Below are 20375 nucleotides of genomic sequence, written 5' to 3' on the forward strand. Positions count from 1 at the left end.
CGGGTGCGCGCTCAAACGTGGGGCCCTGTGCTCATTCTTTCGATGTAGGGATAGAGTCGAATCACGCCGAATCACCCTCAGACACGGCCGTCGTCGTATCAGAAAGGTGCGCTCCGATGACCGAGCACAACCTGCCGTCCCCCCTGGAGGTCTCGCCCGAGGCCCCCGACCGCAACCTCGCCCTGGAACTCGTCCGGGTCACGGAGGCCGCCGCGATGGCCGCCGGACGCTGGGTGGGGCGCGGCGACAAGAACGGCGCCGACGGCGCGGCCGTCAAGGCCATGCGCACCCTGGTGCACACCGTCTCGATGAATGGTGTCGTCGTCATCGGCGAGGGCGAGAAGGACGAGGCCCCGATGCTCTACAACGGGGAGCGCATCGGCGACGGCACCGGCGCCGAGTGCGACATCGCCGTGGACCCGATCGACGGGACGACGCTGACCGCCAAGGGCATGCCGAACGCCATCGCGGTGCTGGCCGCCGCCGACCGGGGCGCCATGTTCGACCCGTCCGCCGTCTTCTACATGGACAAGCTGGTCACCGGCCCCGAGGCGGCGGACTTCGTCGACATCGACGCCCCCGTGTCGGTCAACATCCGGCGGGTGGCCAAGGCCAAGCGCTCCACCCCCGAGGATGTGACGGTCGTCGTCCTGGACCGTCCGCGCCACGACGGCATCGTCAAGGAGATCCGCGAGACCGGGGCCCGGATCACGTTCATCGCGGACGGCGACGTCGCCGGAGCGATCATGGCGGTCCGCGAGGGCACCGGTGTCGACATGCTGATGGGCATCGGCGGTACGCCCGAGGGCATCATCACCGCCTGCGCGATCAAGTGCCTCGGCGGCACGATCCAGGGCAAGCTCTGGCCCAAGGACGAGGCGGAGCGGCAGCGCGCGCTCGACGCGGGGCACGACCTGGACCGGGTGCTGGGCACGGACGACCTGGTGCAGGGGGACAACGTCTTCTTCGTCGCCACCGGCATCACCGACGGCGAGCTGCTGCGCGGTGTGCGCTACCGCTCGGAGACCGCGACCACGCAGTCCCTGGTGATGCGCTCCAAGTCGGGCACGATCCGGCAGATCGACTCGACCCACAAGCTGTCCAAGCTGCGGGCCTACAGCGCGGTGGACTTCTCCCGGGCGCAGTGAGCCCGGACGCGGTGAATCCGGACACGTGAATCCGGACGCGGCGGGTTCAGGCGCGATGGGTCCGGGCGCGGCGCGCCGGGGTGGAGGACACGCCCCGGGGCGCGCGCCGGGGCGTGTCGTGAGCCGGGTGGACGGTGAGCCGGGCGCGGTGCGCCGGACCGGCCGTCATCGTGGGAGAGGGGCCCTCGCCAGGGTCCCTCTCCGACGACGGCGGCGGCTCAGGCCGCCGACTGGGCCTTCTTCAGCTCGATGTCCTGTCGTCTGCGCCGCGCCAGCACCACCCGCCGCTCGGCCGCCGTCAGCCCGCCCCACACACCATAGGGTTCGGGCTGGAGCAGGGCGTGTTCACGGCACTGGACCAGGACGGGGCACCGGGCGCAGACCCGTTTCGCGGCCTCCTCGCGCGACAGCCTCGCGGCCGTCGGCTCCTTGGAGGGAGCGAAGAACAGTCCGGCCTCGTCCCGTCGGCACACCGCCTCCGTGTGCCAGGGCCCGTCCTGGTCTTCCCGGGCGGCGGCACGCTGCACCGGCACAGCGGTCACCTGCGGGGACTGGTACGACAGTTGCAGCACGGTCTACTCCTGACGACGGCTTCGCGAGCGAGAGACGATGCAGCACTCCCTACCCGTTGTACGCATTCCTATGCACTGAGTGGCACACGGGTGTGAGGCACGGTTCCCCGCGCGGGCGCGCACGGCCGAAAAGCGCTCCGGGGCGGACCCGAAGGGCCGGAATGAACCCCTCCGTCAGGGGGTAGGAGACATTCCCGCGACGGGCGAAATAGTAATGAATCAGGACAGAAAGCTCCGGGCTCGATCGCGATCCGGTCAGCCGAGGAAGTACTTCCGCATCCGGTCCTGGAGGTCCGCGACCCTCCGGCCCCGCTTGGGCTTGGCCTCGACATTGCCGAAGACCGTGTAGCCGTGGACCGTCACGACCGGCGCGTCCGGCTCCACGGACTCCAGGGTGCGGACCTCGAAATTGCCGAAGATCCCGCTGCCATTGCCCCGCAGGGTGATGTTCTCGGGCACCCTGACCTCGACGTTCCCAAAGATCGCGGTGGCGTTGATCACCGTGTGGCGCTGCTCGAACAGGGCCTCGGTGAGATCGATCTCGACACTGCCGAAGACGGCGAAGGCATGGGTGCGGCGGCCGACCCGCCAACGGCCCTTGCGGATCGAACTGGAGAAGACGGCCACCAGATGCTCCGCGGGACCCGGCGGGACCTGGCCACCGACGGGGCCGGTGGACCGGTCCGCCGTGCGCGCGGCGGGCAGGTCCTGGATCAGCGGCTGGAGTTCGCCCATGGTTTTGGCGCGGTAGACGGCGTCGATGCGCTCGGAGTGCTCCTCGGCGTCCAGCCGCCCCTCGGCCAGGGCCTCCCGGAGGATGTCGGCGATCCGGTCCCGGTCGGCGTCCGAGGCGCGCAGGGTGTCGGCGGCGCCCGGGACGGGAGCGGCGGCCGGGACGGCGGTACCGGAGTCAGCGGGGAAGGCGGGCTTCTGGGGCTGCTTTTCGAGGTCCACGGCCTCAGGGTAGCGAAACGCGATAGATCGCGACTAGGGGCAACACCCGGCGAAACCACCCGGATCGCCCTGGTCGGACCCGCCCCGTGCCGCGCGGGCCGGCGTCCGGACCGTCACGGGAGAACCACCCTCCGCCACTGAGCCCTACCTCACACGGGCGGCGCCACCGGCGCGCTCTACGCTGGAGGCGCGTCGCTGTCCGCGGCGTTCCCCCGGGTCCGCCAGACCCACCGGGTCCACTGAGTGAGGAATGGCCGTCATGCCGGAGTTTACGTACTCAGATCTGCTCCCCCTCGGGGAGGACACCACGCCCTACCGGCTGGTGACCAGCGAGGGTGTCTCCACCTTCGAGGCGGACGGGCGTACGTTCCTCAAGGTCGAGCCGGAGGCGCTGCGACTGCTGGCCGCCGAGGCCATGCACGACATCTCCCACTATCTGCGCCCCGACCACCTGGCCCAGCTCCGCCGGATCGTGGACGACCCGGAAGCCTCGTCCAACGACAAGTTCGTCGCGCTGGACCTGCTCAAGAACGCCAACATCGCGGCGGCGGGCGTGCTGCCGATGTGCCAGGACACCGGCACGGCGATCGTCATGGGCAAGCGCGGCCAGAACGTGCTGACGGCGGGCGGTGACGAGGAGGCGCTGTCCCGGGGCGTGTACGACGCGTACACCAAGCTCAATCTGCGCTACTCCCAGATGGCCCCGCTGACCATGTGGGAGGAGAAGAACACCGGCTCCAACCTGCCCGCGCAGATCGAGCTGTACGCGACGGACGGCGGCGCCTACAAGTTCCTCTTCATGGCCAAGGGCGGCGGCTCCGCCAACAAGTCGTTCCTCTACCAGGAGACCAAGGCGGTTCTCAACGAGACCGCCATGATGCGCTTCCTGGAGGAGAAGATCCGCTCCCTGGGCACCGCCGCGTGCCCCCCGTACCACCTCGCGATCGTCGTCGGCGGCACCTCCGCCGAGTACGCGCTGAAGACCGCGAAGTACGCCTCCGCGCACTACCTGGACGAGCTGCCCACCGAGGGCTCGCCCACCGGGCACGGCTTCCGGGACACGGAGCTGGAGCAGAAGGTCTTCGAGCTGACCCAGCGGATCGGGATCGGCGCGCAGTTCGGCGGCAAGTACTTCTGCCATGACGTCCGTGTGGTGCGGCTGCCCCGGCACGGCGCCTCGCTGCCGGTCGCGATCGCGGTCTCCTGCTCCGCCGACCGGCAGGCGAAGGCGAAGATCACCGCCGAGGGCGTCTTCCTGGAGCAGTTGGAGAAGGACCCGGCGCGGTTCCTGCCGGACACCACCGACGAGCACCTCGCCGAGAGCGCCCGGAGCGCGGGCGACGCGGCCGACGTGGTCCGGGTCGACCTCAACCGCCCGATGGACGAGGTGCTGGCCGAGCTGACCAAGTACCCGGTCAAGACCCGGCTCTCGCTGACCGGTCCGCTGGTGGTGGCGCGCGACATCGCCCACGCCAAGATCAAGGAGCGGCTGGACGCGGGCGAGGAGATGCCCGCGTATCTGAAGGACCACCCGGTGTACTACGCGGGTCCGGCGAAGACCCCCGAGGGGTACGCCTCGGGGTCCTTCGGGCCGACGACCGCCGGACGGATGGACTCCTATGTGGAGCAGTTCCAGGCGGCGGGCGGCTCCAAGGTGATGCTGGCGAAGGGCAACCGGAGCAAGCAGGTCACCGACGCGTGCGCGGCGCACGGCGGCTTCTACCTGGGTTCGATCGGCGGCCCCGCGGCGCGGCTCGCGCAGGACTGCATCAAGAAGGTCGAGGTCGTCGAGTACGAGGAGCTGGGCATGGAGGCGGTCTGGCGGATCGAGGTGGTGGACTTCCCGGCGTTCATCGTGGTGGACGACAAGGGGAACGACTTCTTCACCGAGCCGGCGCCCGCGCCCACCTTCACTTCCATCCCGGTGCGCGGCCCCGGGCTCGGCTGAGCCACCGGTCGTCGCCGAGCCGCGGACCGGCGCGGGGCCCGGGGTGTGCGCCGTGCACGCCCCGGGCCCCGCGCCGTCCGCCCCCGCCCGCGCTCAGACGAAGCGCTGGTTCGCCGCCCCCGAGCAGGGCTGGAGCCGCAGCGCGTCCCGGGCGGAGGCGTGGGTGAGGCACAGCCCCCGGGCCGCGTCGGGCCGGATGGTGCCCGCGTCCCGGACGAAGCGCTGGTTGGGGCTGCCGGAGCAGTCCCACACCACCAGGGCGGCCCCGGCCCGGTAGTCGCTCCGGGGCACGTCGAGACAGCGGTCCTGGGTCAGCTCGGTGTGGAGGGAACCGCTCGCCGGGTCCTGCCACCAGCCCTGGTTCCGCCCGCCGTGGCAGTCCCAGCCGAGGACGGCCGTGCCGTTGCGGGTGACGGAGGCGTCGACGTCGGCGCAGCTCCCGGTCGCCGCGTTGCGCAGCGGTCGGTAGAGGTCGTCCCAGGCGCCCGCCCGCAGCACCGGACGGCCGTCGGAGCCGGCCTCGGCGCAGCTCGCCTCGCGCAGCGAGGAGGCGTGGAGCTGGGTCAGACAGGAGGCGAAGGCCGCGTGGCCCCGGGCGTTGGGGTGGAAGGACTGGCGGACGGAGTTGGAGTCCGGCGGGAAGTGGCCCAGGTCGATGTAGAGGCCGCGGACCCAGGCGTCCTCCGTGCAGACCTCATGGCCCTGGAACAGCCGTGAGTTGTCGAGATAGACCGCGCCGGTGGAACGGGCGGCCTCGCGCATGCCGCGCTGGAAGGCGGGCACGGCGGTGTTGCGGCCCCAGACGGTGTCGGAGTCGTAGCCCATGCCGCCGCAGATCAGTTTGCCGGGGAACTTCGGGTTGTCGCGGAAGTCGGGTCCGATGGGGCTGGGGTAGCCCATGACGACGAGTTTGTAGTCGCCGTCGGCGTACCCGGCGTTCCGCATGACGGTGCGCAGATCGCGGACGGTGGACTCGACCTTGGGGACGAGCCGGTCGACGCGGGCCTGCCAGCCGGGGGCGTACTTGGGCTCGCAGGGGCCCTGGAGGGTGACGAAGCGGACCACGCAGTCGGTCATGACCGGGCCGAACTGGAGGTCGTCGTTGGCCCCGGCGACGAGGAGCACCATCCTGATGCGGGTGTTGCGGGCCTTGATGGCGAGGCTGTCGCTCTGGACGAGCTCGTCGGCGTACTGCCGGTCGCCGCCGATCTTGATGTTGCCGGTGTACGCGCCGGAGCAGGAGACGTTGTAGGTCACGTCGGCGGCGATGCCCGTGCGGTGGATGGCCGCGTCCGGGGAGCGGTGGCACCAGTTGTCGGGGCCGTCGGTGCCGGGTTCGTAGGTGCCGACGCCCTCGCCGGATATCTCGCTGTCGCCGAGTGAGATGAGCCCCGTCTTCCGTTCGGCGAAGGGGCGTTCGGCGGGGCTGCCGTAGAGCCGGACCGCCTCCGCCGCACGGATGGCCTCCAGCTCGGGCGTCAGCGGTAACGCGGCGGGACGGGGCGCACCGGACGAGGCGGCTGGGGGCGCCTCGCCCGCGAGGGCCGCGGCGGGGGCCGTCAGCCCCAGCAGCCCCGCGGTCAGGGCCCCGGCGGCAACGGCCGCCAGGGCGCGGAATCGGTTCCGGGTGGGTGTCATGGCGCCTCCGCGATATTCGGTTACCCCAGGTATTTACTGATGGGGAGCGCCAGAAGGGAAGAGCGCGGCAGGGAATAGCGCGCACCCGACCGGTGCTCCTGTGGGCACGGGCCCGGTGGCTCGTCGAACCAGCGTGGGAGGAAGCGAAGCGATGAGCGAGACCGGCGACAGGCCCCACCACGGCACCCGGGGCACCGACGGCACGGGGACCACCGGAGCCACTGGCGGCACGGGGACCACCGGAGGTACCGGAAGCACCGGGGCCGCCGGCGGCGCGCCCGCGACCCGGGTGGAGCACGACTCCATGGGCGAGGTCCGCGTACCGGCCCACGCCAAGTGGCGGGCGCAGACCCAGCGCGCCGTGGAGAACTTCCCCCTCTCCGGGCAGCGGCTGGAACGCGCGCACATCGCCGCGCTGGCCCGGATCAAGGGCGCGGCGGCCCGGGTCAACGCGGAGCTGGGCGTGATCGACCGGGAGACGGCGGACGCGATCGCCGCCGCGGCGGACGAGGTGGCCGAGGGCCGCTGGGACGAGCACTTCCCGGTGGATGTCTTCCAGACCGGGTCGGGCACCTCGTCCAACATGAACGCGAACGAGGTCCTGGCGACGCTGGCGAGCGAGCGGCTGGGCCGCCCCGTCCACCCGAACGACCAGGTCAACGCCTCGCAGTCCTCGAACGACGTCTTCCCGTCCTCCATCCACATCGCCGCGACCGCCGCCGTGACGGGCGATCTGATCCCGGCGCTGGAGCATCTGTCGGCCGCGCTGGAGCGCAAGTCCATCGAGTTCGCGGATGTCGTCAAAGCGGGGCGTACCCATCTCATGGATGCCACACCGGTCACTCTTGGACAGGAGTTCGGCGGCTACGCGGCCCAGGTGCGCCACGGCGTCGAACGGCTGGAGGCGGCCCTGCCCCGGCTCGCCGAACTGCCGCTCGGGGGCACGGCCGTCGGTACCGGGATCAACACCCCGCCCGGCTTCTCCGCCGCCGTGATCGCCGAGGTCGCCCGCGCCACCGGGCTGCCGCTGACCGAGGCCCGCGACCACTTCGAGGCGCAGGGCGCCCGGGACGCCCTGGTGGAGACCTCGGGCCAGCTCCGGGTGGTCGCCGTGTCGCTCACCAAGATCTGCAACGATCTGCGCTGGATGGCGAGCGGTCCGCGCACCGGGCTCGCCGAGATCCACCTCCCCGACCTCCAGCCGGGCTCGTCCATCATGCCGGGCAAGGTCAACCCGGTGGTCCCCGAGGCCGTGCTGATGGTGGCCGCGCAGGTCACCGGGAACGACACGACGGTCGCGGTCGCCGGTGCCGCCGGGAACTTCGAGCTGAACGTGATGCTCCCGGTGATGGCGAAGAACGTCCTCGAATCCGTGCGGCTGCTCGCGAACGCCGCCCGGCTGCTGGCCGACCGCACGGTGGACGGCATCCGCGCCGACGCCGAACGGGCCCGCGAGTACGCCGAGTCCTCGCCCTCGGTCGTCACCCCGCTGAACCGGTACATCGGGTACGAGGAGGCGGCGCGGATCGCCAAGCGGGCGCTGGCCGGGCGGGTGACGATCCGGGAGGCCGTCCTGGAGTCCGAGGCGGTCCGGCGGCGCATCGCCGACGGCGAACTGACCCGGGAGGAGCTGGAGGAGGCGCTGGACGTCCTCCGTATGACCCGCCCGTGAACGCCGCCCACCGCGCCCGTGAACGGTGCCCGTACACCGCGCCCCCGCCCCGCGCCCAGGGGCGGCGCGCATGAACGGCGCGCGGGCGCACGGGCGCACGGCATCGGTGCGCGGGCGGAGCCGTCCTCCTAAAATCTGCTCATGACAGGCACGGATCGCTTTCAGCGCTGGGCCCCCGGGGACCACATCCTCTGGCGCTATCGGGGGCACTCCCAGGACCCGTCGGGACGGGACCGGGTGGACATCTGCCGTCCGGTGACCGTCGTCCAGGACACCGCGGCGATACTCGCGGTCTGGATGGCACCGGGCACCGAGTGCGTCAAACCGGTGCTGGCCGACGGCACCCCGGTGCACCAGCAGCCGCTCGCCACCCGCTACACCGCCCCGCGCACCGTGATGCGCGACCGCTGGTTCGGCTCGGGGGTGCTCAAGCTGGCCCGGCCCGGCGAGCCCTGGTCGGTCTGGCTGTTCTGGGACTCCGGCTGGGCCTTCCGGAGCTGGTACGTCAACCTGGAGGAGCCACGCACCCGATGGGCTGGCGGAATCGACTCCGAGGATCATTTTCTGGACATCTCGGTCTACCCCGACCGCAGCTGGCTCTGGCGGGACGAGGACGAGTTCGCCGAGGCCCAGCGGGCGGGGCTGATGAGCCCGGAGAAGGCCCGCCGGGTCCGGGCGGCCGGTGCCGCCGCCGTCGAGGTCATCACGGCGTGGGGACCGCCGTTCGCGGACGGCTGGGAACACTGGCGGCCCGATCCCCGGTGGCGGGTTCCGGAGCTGCCGGCCGACTGGGGCAGTGTTCCGGCGCGGCTGGCCTCGTGACCTCCGGGACCGCGCGCGGCGCCTGCCGGGGAGGGTGCAAGATGTCCGACTCCTGTGCGGGAACCCGCTCCGGTGCCCAGGGCGCCATGAGACTCTTGATACGCCCCCTGGGGGCAAACGTAGGATCGTCGTCCGCAGGGCTGCGCCGCCCGGCAGGTGTGCGGTAACCATGGAGCGCAGCACCGGACCTGACAGCACGTCATCATGAGTCACATCGAGGGGGTGGAGCCGTGCCGGATGCCCGCCACCCCGCCGACGCCGCCCCAGGAGCGGGTATACCGCCTCACGAGGCGTTTGCATCGCACCACCGGCCCAGACGGACGGAAGCCCACGCGTGACGGAGCAGCCCACCTCCCACGAAGGCCGGCAGCCCTTGGCTGCCCGGCCGCAGGAACGCGCCCGGCCGCGCGCCGAGTCGGCCGGAGCCACGGCCGCCGTGCCCGGCCCCGCCGTCCCCACGCCCGGCGGGCCACCGCAGGACCTCCAGGACCTCGCGGTGGCGGCCCGGCGGGAAGGGGACCGGCTGCGTTTCGTCGGCGCCGCGACCCGCCGGATCGCCCGCGGTATAGATCTGGACGAGATCGTGCTGGGGCTGTGCCGGGCGACCGTGCCCACGTTCTCGGACGCGATCCTCGTCTATCTCCGCGATCCGCTGCCGGTGGGCGATGAACGCCCGGTGGCCCCGTTCGTCCTGCGGCTGCGGCGGACGGACCGGCTGCGTTTAGCTGAGGACGTGGTCGACTTCGGGGCGGCCGTGACACCGGTGACCGTCGCCGACCCGCACTACGACCTCACCCCGGCGTCCGACCTGTGCGAGGTGCGCTCCGGCGGGGCCCTGTCGGAGGTGCTGCGCGGGGTGCGTCCGGTCTTCGGCGACTCGGCCGCGGCCCGGGCCGCGCTGCCCGAGCTGCTGGGTGCCGACCGCAGTGTGCCCGCGGGCCATCGCGCGATCCTGGCCCCGCTGCGCGGACGGCGCCGGGTGATCGGCGCCGCCGTCTTCCTGCGCCGTCCGGACCGTCCCGCCTTCGAGCCGAACGATCTGCTGGTGGCGGCCCAGCTCGCCACGCACACCGCGCTCGGTATCGACAAGGCGGTGCTGTACGGCCGGGAGGCGTACATCGCGGACGAGCTCCAGCGCACGATGCTGCCGGACTCGCTGCCGCAGCCGACCGGGGTACGGCTGGCCTCGCGCTATCTGCCCGCGGCGGAGACGGCCCGGGTGGGCGGCGACTGGTACGACGCGATCCCGCTGCCCGGCAGCCGGGTCGCGCTGGTCGTGGGCGATGTCATGGGGCACTCGATGACCTCGGCCGCGATCATGGGCCAGCTCCGGACGACGGCGCAGACCCTGGCCGGTCTCGATCTGCCGCCGCAGGAGGTGCTGCACCACCTGGACGAGCAGGCGCAGCGGCTGGGCCAGGACCGGATGGCGACCTGTCTGTACGCGGTCTACGACCCGGTCTCGCACCGGATCACGATCGCGAACGCGGGCCATCCGCCGCCGGTGCTGCTCCATCTGGGTGGCCGGGCCGAGGTGCTGCGGGTCCCGCCCGGGGCGCCCATCGGCGTCGGCGGGGTGGACTTCGAGGCCGTGGAGCTGGACGCCCCGGCGGGCGGCACCCTGCTGCTGTACACGGACGGTCTGGTCGAGTCCCGGCTGCGGGACGTGTGGACCGGGATCGAGCAGTTGCGGGAGCGTCTGGAGACCACGGCCCAGCTCACCGGGCCCGATCACTCCCCGCCGCTGGAAGCGCTCTGCGACGATGTGCTCGACATGCTCGGCCCGGGCGACCGGGACGACGACATCGCCCTGCTCGCGGCCCGTTTCGACGGGATCGCGCCCAGCGATGTCGCCTACTGGTTCCTCGAACCGGAGGACGCGGCCCCGGGCCGGGCCCGGCGGCTGGCCCGCAGGGCGCTGGAGCGGTGGCATCTGGAGGAGCTGAGCGACGCGGTGGAGCTGCTGGTCAGCGAGGTGGTGACCAACGCGGTCCGATACGCGGAACGGCCGGTGATGCTGCGGCTGCTCCGCACGGACGTGCTGCGCTGCGAGGTCGGCGACGACTCCCCGCAGCTCCCCCGGCAGCGCAAGGCCCGGGAGACGGACGAGGGCGGACGCGGTCTCTTCCTGGTGAACCGGCTGGCCCGGCGGTGGGGCGCGACCCGGCTCTCCAGCGGCAAGGTCGTCTGGTTCGAGCTGCCGACCCGGCCCTAGCCTCCCGGCCGACCGGCCGGGAGCGGAGTTGTCGACGGGGCGCGCGGCCCACAGCGGGCCGCGCGCCCCGTCGCGTTCCCTCTCTCCACCGAGCCAAAACCACCTATAAAGATTCATTCAGCCCGGGGTATATGCACAGCGGGGCAAATGTTGCCGACCCTGTGTCGGCGGAGTTGACTGGGGTACGCGCGACCCACAGCGAACCACCCTCGACCCATGGACGGGAGGACGCTCGTGACCGAGTCATCCCGCAAGGTTCCGTACACGACCGACAACGCCGGGATTCCGGTGGAGAGCGACGCGCATTCGCTCACGGTCAGTCCCGACGGGCCGGTACTGCTCCACGACCACTATCTGATCGAGAAGATGGCCCAGTTCAACCGGGAACGGGTCCCCGAGCGGGTGGTGCACGCCAAGGGAGCGGGCGCCTACGGCTTCTTCGAGGTCACCGCCGATGTGAGCCAGTACACCAAGGCCGTCGTCTTCCAGCCGGGCACCCGCACCGAGATGCTGGCCCGCTTCTCGACGGTCGCCGGTGAACAGGGCTCCCCCGACACCTGGCGCGACCCCCGCGGCTTCGCCCTGAAGTTCTACACCGAGCTGGGCAACTACGACATGGTCGGCAACAACACGCCGGTCTTCTTCGTCCGGGACGCCCAGAAGTTCCAGGACTTCATCCACTCGCAGAAGCGCCACCCGGCGACCGGGCTGCGCGACAACGACATGCAGTGGGACTTCTGGACCCTCTCGCCGGAGACCGCCCACCAGGTCGCCTGGCTGATGGGCGACCGCGGCATCCCCAAGTCGTACCGGTTCATGAACGGCTACAGCTCGCACACCTATCTGTGGGTGAACGGCGGCGGCGAGCGGTTCTGGGTGAAGTACCACTTCAAGACCGATCAGGGCGTCGACTTCCTCACCCAGGCGGAGGCGGACGACCTCGCCGGGCGGGACGGGGATCTGCACCGCCGGGACCTGCACGGGGCGATCGCGTCCGGCGACGCGCCGAGCTGGACGCTGAAGGTGCAGATCATGCCCTTCGACGACGCCCCGGACTACCGCTTCAACCCCTTCGATCTGACCAAGGTGTGGCCGCACGGCGACTACCCGCTGATCGAGGTGGGGCGGATGACGCTGAACAAGAACCCGGAGGACTACTTCGTCCATATCGAGCAGGCGGCGTTCGAGCCCTCGAACCTGATCCCGGGTATCGGGCCCTCGCCGGACAAGATGCTGCTCGGCCGGCTCTTCTCCTACCCGGACACCCACCGGTACCGGATCGGACCCAACTACGCCCAGCTCCCGCCGAACCGTCCGCGCTCGGCCGTGAACTCGTACGCCAAGGACGGGCCGATGCGGTACGCGCCCGCGAACACCGCGATGCCGTACGCGCCCAACTCCTACGGCGGCCCGGCGGCCGATGTGTCGGTCTCCGGCGAGCCGGCGAGCTGGTACAGCGCGGGCGAGATGGTGCGGGAGGCGTACACGCTGCACGCGGAGGACGACGACTGGGGCCAGGCGGGCACGCTGGTGCGGACGGTCCTGGACGACGCGGCCCGGGAACGGCTGGTGTCCAATGTCGCCGGCCATCTCCAGCAGGGCGTCTCCCCGCCGGTGCGGGAGCGGGCGTTCCAGTACTGGCGGAACATCGACCAGGACATCGGCGACCGGATCGCCAAGCAGGTCAACGGCGGCTGACCGGGAGACCACCCGGTCCGGAAAGGGGTGCGGGCCCCGGGGAGATCTCCCCGGGGCCCGCGGCCGTCAGGAGGCTCCCGGGTCCTCGTCCTCGGTGCCGCCGCCCTGCTCTCCCCCACCGGGCCCCGTCGGCGGGGTGGTGGGGGGCTGGCTGGGCCGGGGCCGCTCGGGGGTCTTGGTCGGCGGCGGCGAGGGCCGCACCGGCGGACGGCCGGTGGCGGGCGATGTGGGCCGGACCTGCTCCGGACGCTCCTGTTCCGGTTCAGGCCGCTGCTGCTGGCCGTTCCCGTTCTGCTCCCGGGTGGGCTCCGGGCGCTCCGGGCGCCGCTCCTCCACCGCGGACGGTGAGGGCGACGGCAGGGCGGGGACGGAGGCCGAGGGGCTGGGCGGCGGCGCGACCGGCTCCCGCTCCTTCGTCTCCAGGTCGAACGCGGCACCGGCGTCGGCGCCGAGCGCCTTCGCGGTGTACGCCTTCCAGATCTCGGCCGGGATGCCGCCCGCGTTGACACGGCCCTGGCCGACGCTGTCGGTGAGGGTGACCTGCCGGGTGCCGTCGGGCGAGGCGCCCATCAGACCGACGACGGTCGACAGCGTGGGGGTGTAGCCCGCGTACCAGGCGGTGATGTTGCTCTCCGAGGTGCCGGTCTTGCCCGCCGCCTCGTAGTCGCCCCTGGCCGCGACGCCGGAGCCCTCCTCGACGACGGAGGTGAGCGCGGAGGTCACGGTGTCGGCGCTCTCCCGGCTGATGGCCTGGCCGCCGATGGGGTCCTGGAGCACGGCCTCGCGGACCCGGTGCTCGGCGGACTTCACGATGGTCGGCGTGACCTTCTTGCCGTGGTGGGCGAAGGTCGCGTAGACGCCCGCCATGTCCCAGGTGGAGGCGCCCATGGTGCCCAGCGACATCGCGGGCCGCTCCAGGAACGCCTTGCCGTCGCGCATGCCCAGCGCGAGGGCGGTGTCCTTGGTCTTCTCCGGGGTGACGTCCACGATCATCTGGGCGTAGACCGAGTTGACCGAGCTGTTGGTGGCCTTCTGGACGGTGATGGGGCCGAAGTCCCGGTCGTTGACGTTCTCGGGTGCGAACGGGGTGTCGCTGCCCTCGACGGGGCGCTTGCTGTCGCCGTCGTAGATCGTGTCGAGGCCGATCGAGCGGCCGTCCTGGGTGGTCGACCCGTTCTCCAGCGCGGCGGCGAGGACCACCGGCTTGAAGGTGGAGGCGGGCTGGTAGTCGCGGCGGGTGGCGTTGGACAGCCAGTGCTCGGTGGCGCCGACGCCGCCGTAGAGGGCGACGACCTCACCGGTCTCCGTGTCCACGGAGGTGGCGCCCGCCTGGATGGCGGCGTGCTTCGGGTTCTTCTCGCGGTCGAGCCGGGACTCCAGCCCGCTGTCGACGGCCTGCTCCAGCGCGGCCTGGCGCTTCTGGTCGATGCTGAGGGTGATCGTCCAGCCGCCGGCCCGGATGTCCTCCTCGCTGATGCCCTGGTTCTCCAGCTCGGCGTTGGCCGCGTCGACGAGATAGCCGACCTGGCCCTCCATACCGGGGGCGGCCTTGGGCGCCTTGGGCACGGCGAACCGCATGTCCGCGCGGGCGGAGGCGTCGAGCCAGCCCTCCTCGACCATGTTGTCGAGGGTGTACGCCCAGCGCTGCTCGGCCATCCGCTTGCCGGTGTCCGAGGCGATCGCCCAGTCGTACTGGTTGGGGGCCTGGAGCAGGGCCGCGAGATAGGCGCCCTGGTCGAGGGTGAGCTTCTCGGCGTCGACGTGGTAGTACGCCTGGGCCGCCGCCTGGATGCCGTAGGCGCCCCGGCCGTAGTAGCTGGTGTTCATGTACCCGGCGAGGATGTCCTGCTTGCTCTTCTCGCCGTCGACCTTGAGCGCGATCACCAGTTCCTTGAGCTTGCGGCTGAAGGTCTGGTCCTGGTTGAGGTAGTAGTTCTTGACGTACTGCTGGGTGATGGTCGAGCCGCCCTGCTTGCCCTTGCCGGTGACGGTGTTGAGCAGGCCCCGGGCGGTGCCCTTGAGATCGACGCCGGAGTCCTTGAAGAAGCTCTTGTTCTCGGCGGCGACGAAGGCGTACTGGACGTCCCTCGGTATCTTCTCCAGCTCGATGATCTCGCGGTTGAGCTCCCCGGTGCGGGTCAGGAGGGTGCCGTCGCTGTACCGGTAGACATTGCTCTGGAGTTCGGCCTCGGCGTTGGCCTTGGGCACCGGGGTCATCAGATAGACGGCGTAGAAGGCGCCCATGCCGAGCAGGCAGACACCCAGGAACGTGCCCAGCAGCTTCTTCCAGGTGAAGAAGCGCCGCAGTCCCTTCGGGCGGGCGGCCTTCCTGGTCGCCCGCGCCGCGCGCTCCCGCTCCCGTCGCGCATCCGCTCGGCCCATCGCTCGTTCCGCTCCGCTCGTCTTTTCCGCTTTTCGGTTGTCGGGTTGTCGCGTGTCCGGTTCTTCCGATCCGACCCCGACGGCAACTCCGCAAGCTAACACCGACTGCTGTGACAAAAGTCGACTGATCCTGACTTTCCCGACGTGACAATGAGCACCTTGTCGGCCCGACTCCTCCCCTTACACCGCCCTTCGCCCCTTCTTTCAGGGATGCGCGAACCCCGGCCAACCATTAATGTGTAATCACATTGCTAGCGAGGAGCTAGCGACCGGACCGCCACGGGGAGCGCGATGACCACCACCAGGACCACCCGGCCGACGGACTCCGCCCGCACCGCGCGGGGGCCCGCCGCGGAGCCCGCCGTCAGGGAATTCCCCGCCCACAGCATCGGCGGGGGGACGTTTCTGCTGCTCGGGCTCGGCGGACTGGGCCTCGGTGTCGCCCTGGTCGTCCTCGGGGCGGTCGCCGGTGCCACCGCCGTCAAGGTCGTTCTGATCTTCACCGGGGTGCTGCTGTGCCTCGGCGCCTTCCTCTCCCTGTGCGGACTCAACAACGTGGCGCCCGGCGAGGCCCGGGTGGTCCAGCTCTTCGGCCGCTACCGGGGCACCATCCGCACCGACGGGCTGCGCTGGGTCAATCCGCTCACCTCCCGCGAGGCGATCTCCACCCGGGTGCGCAACCACGAGACCGCCGTGCTCAAGGTCAACGACGCCTACGGCAACCCGATCGAGCTGGCCGCCGTGATCGTCTGGCGGGTGCGGGACACCGCCCAGGCGCTCTTCGAGGTGGACGACTACGAGGAGTTCGTCTCCACCCAGGCCGAGGCCGCCGTGCGGCACATCGCGATCGAGTACCCGTACGACGCCCACGACGAGGACGGCCTCTCGCTGCGGGGCAACGCCGAGGAGATCACCGAGAAGCTCGGGGTCGAGCTGCACGCCCGGATCAGGGCGGCGGGCGTCGAGATCATCGAGTCCCGCTTCACCCACCTCGCGTACGCCCCGGAGATCGCCTCCGCCATGCTCCAGCGCCAGCAGGCGGGCGCGATGGTCGCGGCCCGGCGGCAGATCGTGGAGGGCGCGGTCGGTATGGTCGAGGAGGCGATCAACCGGATCACCGAGCGCGACCTCGTGGAACTGGACCCGGAGCGGAAGGCGGCCATGGTCTCCAATCTGATGGTGGTGCTGTGCGGTGACCGCTCGGCGCAGCCGGTACTCAACACGGGCACGCTCTACCAGTGACCCCCCCGCCCCCGCCCGAGCGCAAACAGGTCCTGCTGCGGCTGGACCCGGCGGTGTACGAGGCGCTGGCCCGCTGGGCCTCGGACGAGCTGCGCAGCGCCAACGCGCAGATCGAGTTCCTGCTGCGGCGGGCGCTGGCGGAGAGCGGACGGCTGCCCTCCGGGGCGGCGCCGATCGCCCGGCGGGGCAGGCCCCCGAAGCGGCCCGCCCCGCCCGCCGCGGAGTGAGCCGACCCGCCGGGGAGTGAGCCGCAGAACACCTACCCCAGTGCCCCCACCCGCCCCCTCAGCCGTATGCGTCCCACGTATACACACCACGTACAGTGCTGGACATGTCCATCGGTCACACCCTCCTCGCGCTCCTGGAAGCCGGGCCGCGGCACGGATACGACCTCAAGCGCGCCTTCGACGAACGGTTCGGCCACGATCGCCCGTTGCACTACGGGCAGGTCTACTCGACCATGTCGCGGCTGCTGAAGAACGGTCTGGTCGAGGTGGACGGGGTGGAGCCCGGAGGGGGGCCCGAGCGCAAGCGGTACGCCATCACCGCGTCCGGGATCACCGATGTCTCCCGCTGGCTGGCCCAGCCGGAGAAACCGGAGCCGTATCTTCAGTCGACGCTCTACACCAAGGTGGTCCTGGCGCTGCTGACCGGGCGGGGCGCGGCCGAACTGCTGGACCGGCAGCGGGCCGAGCATCTGCGGCTGATGCGCATCCTCACCGACCGCAAGCGCCAGGGCGACCTGGCCGACCAGCTCATCTGCGATCACGCCCTGTGTCATCTGGAGGCCGACCTGCGCTGGCTGGAGCTGACCTCCGCCCGGCTCGACCGGCTCGCCCGGACGATCGGCGCACCCGCGCAGCCGGGGCGGCGCTCCGTTCCGTCCCAGGAGGCGCCGTCCGTATGATCCCCGCGGGCTCCCTTCTCTTCGCCGAGAACCTGCACAAGGGCTTCGGCCGCACCACCGCCCTCGACGGGGCCGCCTTCTCCATCCACCCCGGCGAGGTCGTCGCCGTCCTCGGCCCCTCGGGCTCCGGCAAGTCGACCCTGCTGCACTGTCTCGCCGGGATCGTCGCCCCGGACTCGGGCACCGTCCACTACGACGGCCGGGAGCTGACCGCCCTGCCCGACCGGGAGCGGAGCGCGCTGCGCCGCACCGAGTTCGGCTTCGTCTTCCAGTTCGGCCAGCTCGTGCCCGAGCTGAGCTGCACCGAGAACGTGGCGCTGCCGCTGCGGCTCGCCGGGGTCAGGCGCCGGGCCGCCGAGCGCACCGCCCGGGAGTGGCTGGAGCGCCTGGAGGTCGCGGACATCGGCGGCCACCGCCCCGGCGAGGTCTCCGGCGGCCAGGGCCAGCGGGTCGCGGTCGCCCGCGCGCTGGTCACCTCCCCCCGGGTGGTCTTCGCCGACGAGCCCACCGGCGCGCTCGACTCGTACAGCGGTGAACGGGTGATGGAGCTGCTCACCGACGCCGCGCGCGCCCTGAACACCGCCGTCGTCCTCGTCACCCACGAGGCCCGGGTGGCCGCGTACTCGGACCGCGAGATCGTGGTGCGGGACGGCCGCACCCGCGACCCGGACCTGGCGCTGTGACCCTGCCGGGGGTGCGGCGCCCGGCGGTCCGCGGCCGGGCCCGCCGCTGGTCGCAGGAGTTGGTGCTCGGGTTCCGCTTCGGTGCCCTGGGCGGGCGCGAGAGCTGGATGCGCAATGTCCTGACCGCCGTCGGTGTCGGCCTCGGGGTCGCGCTGCTGCTGATAGCGGCCTCGTTGCCGCAGATCATGAGCGAGCGCGACCAGCGGACGAACAACCGCCTCCCGCACGCCTTTCTGCTGAGCGAGCCCGCCCGGCCCACCGCGACCTCGGTGGTGACGGCGGACATCTCCACCGAGTTCCGCTCGGAGACCGTCACCGGGGAGGTGCTGCGCGCGGACGGGGACCGGCCGAAGCTGCCCCCGGGGGTGGACGCGCTGCCCCGCCCCGGCGAGATGGTGGTCTCCCCCGCGCTCGAACGGCTGCTCGGCTCGCCCGAGGGGGAGCCGCTGGCCGAGCGGCTGGGGCGGCACATCAGCGGCACCATCGGTCCCGCGGGCCTCCTCGACCCGGGCGAGCTGCTCTTCTACGCGGGCAGCGACACGCTGAGCGCGGACGTCGAAGGCTTCCGCACCGACGGCTTCGGCTATACCGGGGAGGGTTTCGACAGCGGCTCGGTCGACCCCGTGCTCACCGTGCTCGCCACCTTGATCACGGTGGTGCTGCTGGTGCCCGTCGCGGTCTTCATCGCCACCGCCCTGCGGTGCGGCGGCGACCGCCGGGACCGCAGGCTCGCGGCGCTGCGGCTGGTGGGGGCGGACATCCGGGCGGTCCGCCGGATCGCGGCGGGCGAGGCCCTGTTCGCCTCCCTGCTGGGGCTGGTGACGGGCTTCGCCTTCTTCGCCCTCGCCCGGCTGTTCGCGGGGTCGGTCCGGATCTGGGGGCTGAGCGCCTTCCCCTCCGACGTCGTCCCGGTGCCCTGGCTCGCGGCGCTGATCGCCGGTGCGGTCCCGACGGTGTCCGTCCTGCTGACGCTGTTCGCCCTGCGCTCGGTGGTGATCGAGCCGCTGGGGGTCGTCCGGGGCTCCCGGACCCGGCCGCGCCGACTGTGGTGGCGGCTGCTGATGCCCGCCACCGGGGTCGCGGTCCTGCTGCTCGCGGACCCGATCCAGCGGAAGGCGGGCAGCGAGCAGACCTATCCGGTGCCGCTCGCGGTGGGCGCGATCCTGGTGCTCCTCGGGGTGACGGCGCTCTTCCCCTGGCTGGTCGGCGCGGTGGTGGGACGGCTGCGCGGCGGCCCGCTGCCCTGGCAGCTCGCCGTGCGCGCGCTCCAGCTCCGCAGCGGGACGGCGACCCGGTCGGTCAGCGGGATCATGGTCGCCGTCTCGGGGGCGATCGCGCTCCAGATGGTGTTCGCGGGGATGCACGAGGACTTCAAACGGGTCACCGGTGTCCACCCGGCCTGGGGCCTGATGGATGTGACGCTGACGAACGCGGCGGCGAAGCCGGTCGAGCCGATGGCCCGCGCGCTCCGGGAGACCCGGGGGGTGAGCGACGTCCTGCCGATGGTCACGTCCTCCGCGCGGCCCCCGAGCCTGCCCCCGACCGGCGACGAGCCGCCCCCGAGCGCCTCGCTGACCGTCGCCGACTGCCCCGTCCTGCGCAAACTGGCCCGGATCCGCTCCTGCGAGGACGGCGACACCTTTGTCGTCCACTCCTCCGACAGCTGGGGCAACGACTGGGTGAGGAGGACCGCGCGCAAGGGCGAGGAGATCGTCGTCGACTCCCGCCACGGCCCCCCGCCGGACTCCGTCCCCGAGGGCGGCTTCCGCTGGACCCTGCCCGAGGACTCCCCGACCGTCACCGCCCGCCGGGACTTCGCGGGCTGGGAGTACGACGGCATCTACGCGACGCCGGGGGCGCTCGACCCCGGACGGCTGCGCCACAGCGCGGCCCGGGCGGTCGTCACCCTCGACGAGAGCGTCCCCGACGCCGAGGACCGCGTCCGCAACACCGCCGCCCGGCTCGATCCGGTGGCCCACATATGGAGCATCCACACGCCCGAGCGGGACCGGAAGTACGCGAGCATCCACACCGGGCTGCTCGCGGGCGCGACGGGGACGATGGTCCTGATCGCGGCGACGATGGTGATCACCCAGATCGAGCAGTTGCGGGAGCGCCGCCGGCTGCTGTCCACGCTGCTCGCCTTCGGCACCCGCAGATCCACGCTCGCCTGGTCGCAACTGTGGCAGACGGCGCTGCCGGTGGTCCTGGGCACGGCGGTGGCCACGGCGGGCGGTCTGGTCCTCGGGGCGGTGATGCTCCGGCTGATCGCCAAACCCCTCCCCGACTGGCGGCTCTTCCTGCCGGTGGCGGGGACGGGGACGATGGTGATCCTGCTGGTGACGCTGGTGAGCCTGCCGACGCTGTGGCGGATGACGCGGACGGACGGGCTGCGCACCGAGTAGCCGTGCGGGCGGTGTGCGGGGCCCGGGGCCGGTGTGACCTGCCGGGCCGTCCGGTGCGGCGGTCCCGGGGCCGCCGGTGCCGCGGTCCC

The 20375-nt window shown here is 71.9% G+C and carries 15 protein-coding genes; 11 read left to right on the top strand and 4 right to left on the bottom strand.

Going from position 1 to position 20375, the window contains the following annotated elements; translation table 11 throughout:
- Positions 1-116 precede the first annotated feature (116 nt).
- Positions 117-1148, top strand: a complete 1032-nt coding sequence (glpX, locus tag CRV15_RS08740) for a class II fructose-bisphosphatase (protein WP_003955249.1) — start codon at positions 117-119, stop codon at positions 1146-1148.
- Positions 1149-1366: 218 nt separating this feature from the next.
- On the opposite strand, the gene CRV15_RS08745 is transcribed toward glpX, so the two are convergent.
- Positions 1367-1720 carry a WhiB family transcriptional regulator gene (locus tag CRV15_RS08745; protein ID WP_003955247.1) on the bottom strand — a complete coding sequence of 118 codons (354 nt, stop codon included), beginning with the start codon at positions 1718-1720 and terminating at the stop codon, positions 1367-1369.
- A 255-nt stretch (positions 1721-1975) separates the two neighbouring features.
- Positions 1976-2674: a DUF1707 SHOCT-like domain-containing protein gene (locus tag CRV15_RS08750; RefSeq protein ID WP_003955246.1), complete on the bottom strand. Its 699-nt coding sequence runs from the start codon at positions 2672-2674 to the stop codon at positions 1976-1978.
- A 259-nt stretch (positions 2675-2933) separates the two neighbouring features.
- On the opposite strand from CRV15_RS08750, the gene CRV15_RS08755 reads away from it, so the two are divergent.
- Positions 2934-4622, top strand: a complete 1689-nt coding sequence (locus CRV15_RS08755) for a fumarate hydratase (protein WP_029183027.1) — start codon at positions 2934-2936, stop codon at positions 4620-4622.
- Positions 4623-4715: 93 nt separating this feature from the next.
- Here the strand turns inward: CRV15_RS08755 and CRV15_RS08760 are convergent, their stop codons facing one another.
- Entirely contained in the window at positions 4716-6260 is a 1545-nt protein-coding gene (locus CRV15_RS08760; RefSeq protein ID WP_003961681.1) for a ricin-type beta-trefoil lectin domain protein, read from the bottom strand.
- A 151-nt stretch (positions 6261-6411) separates the two neighbouring features.
- Here CRV15_RS08760 and CRV15_RS08765 point away from each other — a divergent pair, with 151 nt between their 5' ends.
- The 4 genes from CRV15_RS08765 (at position 6412) to CRV15_RS08780 (ending at position 12667) form a co-directional block, all read left to right on the top strand.
- Positions 6412-7932 (top strand): class II fumarate hydratase, encoded by a 1521-nt coding sequence (locus CRV15_RS08765; RefSeq protein WP_003955243.1) that lies wholly within the window; start codon positions 6412-6414, stop codon positions 7930-7932.
- 141 nt (positions 7933-8073) lie between these two features.
- Positions 8074-8754 (top strand): cytidylyl-2-hydroxypropylphosphonate hydrolase, encoded by a 681-nt coding sequence (gene fomD, locus CRV15_RS08770; protein WP_003961680.1) that lies wholly within the window; start codon positions 8074-8076, stop codon positions 8752-8754.
- A gap of 334 nt (positions 8755-9088) precedes the next feature.
- Complete coding sequence (locus CRV15_RS08775; protein ID WP_003961679.1) at positions 9089-10969, top strand: SpoIIE family protein phosphatase; 1881 nt, start codon at positions 9089-9091, stop codon at positions 10967-10969.
- Positions 10970-11185: 216 nt separating this feature from the next.
- A complete protein-coding gene (locus tag CRV15_RS08780; RefSeq protein WP_003961678.1) occupies positions 11186-12667 on the top strand; it encodes a catalase in 1482 nt (493 codons plus the stop codon).
- 66 nt (positions 12668-12733) lie between these two features.
- Here CRV15_RS08780 and CRV15_RS08785 read toward each other — a convergent pair whose 3' ends face one another.
- Positions 12734-15049, bottom strand: a complete 2316-nt coding sequence (locus tag CRV15_RS08785) for a transglycosylase domain-containing protein (RefSeq protein WP_003955239.1) — start codon at positions 15047-15049, stop codon at positions 12734-12736.
- 291 nt (positions 15050-15340) lie between these two features.
- Between CRV15_RS08785 and CRV15_RS08790 the strand changes: the two genes are divergently transcribed.
- The 5 genes from CRV15_RS08790 (at position 15341) to CRV15_RS08810 (ending at position 20286) form a co-directional block, all read left to right on the top strand.
- Positions 15341-16291, top strand: a complete 951-nt coding sequence (locus CRV15_RS08790) for an SPFH domain-containing protein (RefSeq protein WP_003955238.1) — start codon at positions 15341-15343, stop codon at positions 16289-16291.
- The gene (locus CRV15_RS08795) at positions 16288-16518 is read left to right on the top strand and encodes a type II toxin-antitoxin system antitoxin (RefSeq protein WP_003955237.1); all 231 of its coding nucleotides are present in this window, start codon (positions 16288-16290) and stop codon (positions 16516-16518) included. The genes CRV15_RS08790 and CRV15_RS08795 overlap by 4 nt, the downstream gene beginning before the upstream one ends.
- A 104-nt stretch (positions 16519-16622) precedes the next feature.
- Positions 16623-17198, top strand: a complete 576-nt coding sequence (locus CRV15_RS08800; RefSeq protein ID WP_003961677.1) for a PadR family transcriptional regulator — start codon at positions 16623-16625, stop codon at positions 17196-17198.
- The gene (locus CRV15_RS08805; protein ID WP_003955235.1) at positions 17195-17881 is read left to right on the top strand and encodes an ABC transporter ATP-binding protein; all 687 of its coding nucleotides are present in this window, start codon (positions 17195-17197) and stop codon (positions 17879-17881) included. Before CRV15_RS08800 ends, CRV15_RS08805 begins: the two co-directional genes overlap by 4 nt.
- Positions 17878-20286 (top strand): FtsX-like permease family protein, encoded by a 2409-nt coding sequence (locus CRV15_RS08810; protein WP_003961676.1) that lies wholly within the window; start codon positions 17878-17880, stop codon positions 20284-20286. The genes CRV15_RS08805 and CRV15_RS08810 overlap by 4 nt, the downstream gene beginning before the upstream one ends.
- Positions 20287-20375 lie beyond the last annotated feature (89 nt).

The organism is Streptomyces clavuligerus (assembly GCF_005519465.1).
Taxonomy (GTDB): Bacteria; Actinomycetota; Actinomycetes; order Streptomycetales; family Streptomycetaceae; genus Streptomyces; species Streptomyces clavuligerus.